This is a genomic window from Geoglobus sp., from assembly GCF_054018175.1.
Map to the genome: position 1 here is coordinate 1 of NZ_JBPLZQ010000103.1, position 2,475 is coordinate 2,475.

The following is a 2,475-nucleotide window of genomic DNA, read 5'->3' on the forward strand; positions in this document are numbered from 1 at the left end:
GTAAAACCTCAGCCTGTAAACGTTCCCTCCGGGCTGATACACTGCCACGTTACCCGGCATTGGATTCAGGTTAACCTTCTTCTGAAACTCGGTCTGACTCTGCCAGGTTGAGGAGTTCACCACAAACACGCCCCTGTAAAAAGCCGTGCCGTATGTGTGCACGTGCCCCGAGTGTACTACGTCAGGGATCTCATCGATCACAAGATAATCCTCCTTTTCAGGAGCTATGGGGCTCCTCTCGCCATAAAGCGGAGCGAGATGTCTCCTTCTCAGCAGCTCCACCATTGCATCCTGGGGACTTTCATAGCTGAGCCTCGGAATTCTGGAGATTATGTCGTCGAGACTTCTTCCGTGATACATCAGAACTTTCACACCCTCGACGTCAATCCACACCGGGTTGCCAACGTGAACCACATTCTTGGGAAATAGACTCGAGAACTCCTTGGGAAGGGCAGGCTGCGGCTCGGCCTGCCTCACGGCATCGTGATTTCCAGGGGAGAGAAATATTTTGACATCCTTCCTTATTCTGTCGAACTGTTCGGCTGCAAATTCATACTGCTCGTAAATATCGAGTATCTCCAGCTCCTTATCCTGATCCGGGTATATTCCCACTCCATCAACCACGTCTCCAGCTACGAAAATATACCTGACAGACTCGGCGAGCCTATCCATCTTCTCATTTCCGCTCTCGCAGTTTATCCACCTCACAAACCTGTCCCACTCCTCCTTCAGAAACGTGTCGCTACCAAAGTGGATGTCCGACAGAAATATCATGCTGAAGTCTCTCCTGAGCTTTGAACCACCGTTCATCGGAACCTCGGGGAAGATTATCCTGTCCGCGACTATGCTCCTCCCCCTTAGCCTCCCGATTACGCCCACCACCTCATCACCGAAGAGATCCATCGCCTGCTCCTTCACCTTCCCCTCCGCGTAAACCCTGATCCTGCCAGTCTTGTCCTCAACCTCGAATACCGCCTTCTCCTCGCTGAGCTCCCTAACGTTGTCTGCAAAGCCAATGACCTCAACGGTTTCAGCCTTGATCTTTGTTAGAGACGAGATGGGCACAGCCTTAACCCTTCTCCTGAGGATCTGGGAGATCTTTTCGAATCTCGAGTTGAAGTACGCTACGAAGTCGTCAACAGTACCCCTGCATGTCGATTTCCCGGTGACATCCTTGAGTATTCTGATCCCCGCCTTTTCGGCCGTAGGGGAAACATCAGGCTCCACCTTTCTCGCACTTTCAGCACCCCTCTCAACCTCCACTCTGCGCTGAAGCTCCTTCAGAACCTCAGATACCTCGTCGGGAGTTATTATGAACGAGCCGTTACACCTTCTGCATACTTCGTCCACAACCCTGTCGACATTCAGGTTGCTTGAAAGTATTATTTTGACGGCATCCGGGTGAACGTTGTAACCATTGAGTGCGAATTTTGCCACAACAGTCTTCGGGTCGATATTTTTAATAACCATGAAATTCCCCCCGTTTCATGCAAGATAAACTGATGGGATTAATTAAGGATGTGGTCACCACTCTTATAATTGTCGGGATCATTGCCGGTGGAGGTTATGCGCTAACTGGAACCTGGCCGTTCATGGTTGCCGTGCAGAGCGGAAGCATGGAGCCGAACCTCCACGTAGGAGATGTGGTTTTCCTTGTGAGTCCGGAAAAAAAGGAGATAATCACGTTCATGGAAGGCAAGCTGAAGGACTACAAGATGTTCGGAAATTACGGAGATGTGATAGTTTACCGTCCAAACGGTGACAGTTCCAAAACGCCAATAATCCACAGGGCCATAATGTACGTGAAAAAGGGTGACAGAATTGGCAATTACGTTGCAGAGAACGATGGTTACATAACGAAAGGCGACCACAACCAGATGATAGACCAGCCGTTTCTGTCGAAACCAGTAAAGAAGGAGTGGATAATAGGTGTTGCGGTGTTCAGAATCCCGTACATCGGATACTTCAGGCTGCTATTTGGATAACTTTCTAATTTTTGCATCCACAACGACATGTACAGCGTTTGGAGCGTAGTTCTTAACCCTCCTCATTCTAACCTCGAGAACCTCTCCGCCAATCCTCTCTGCAGCTCGCCTTATCCTCTCTACAGGCCTTCCGATCACCCTAACAGGCACGGCCTCGTGATAGTGGATCCATCCCTCGTCTTTCAGGGCTGAAATTGCAGTGTCAAGGAACTCCTCCGCATATATGTGTCCCATCACCACCCTGTCCGCAAAACCCTCAGGAGAGAGCTGGCTGGAATCTCCAAGCACAGGTACGATGTTTTTGACTGAATTAAGATTGATGTTCTCGAGCAGAAAGTAGTACGAGTCGGGATTTATCTCAATGGAGTATATTCTCTTTGCCCGGGAGTGTTTCGCAATCGGGATCGAAAAGTAGCCAATTCCCGCAAACATGTCGAGAACGATCTCCCCGTCTTTGACGAGCTTCGCCACCCTCACTTTTTCATACTGG

General features: G+C 49.8%; 3 protein-coding genes. 1 reads left to right on the forward strand and 2 read right to left on the reverse strand.

Features of this window, described 5'->3' with window-relative positions; translation table 11 throughout:
- Positions 1–1,470 (reverse strand): DNA-directed DNA polymerase II small subunit (locus ACXJJC_RS08045; protein WP_456370837.1); only part of this gene is annotated, 1,470 nt, incomplete at its 3' end.
- A gap of 17 nt (positions 1,471–1,487) precedes the next feature.
- Between ACXJJC_RS08045 and ACXJJC_RS08050 the strand changes: the two genes are divergently transcribed.
- Positions 1,488–1,985, forward strand: coding sequence for a signal peptidase I (locus ACXJJC_RS08050; protein WP_456370840.1), 498 nt, complete (start codon positions 1,488–1,490; stop codon positions 1,983–1,985).
- Here the strand turns inward: ACXJJC_RS08050 and ACXJJC_RS08055 are convergent.
- A partial coding sequence (locus ACXJJC_RS08055; RefSeq protein ID WP_456370842.1) for a 50S ribosomal protein L11 methyltransferase occupies positions 1,974–2,475 on the reverse strand: 502 nt, incomplete at its 5' end. The genes ACXJJC_RS08050 and ACXJJC_RS08055 overlap by 12 nt on opposite strands.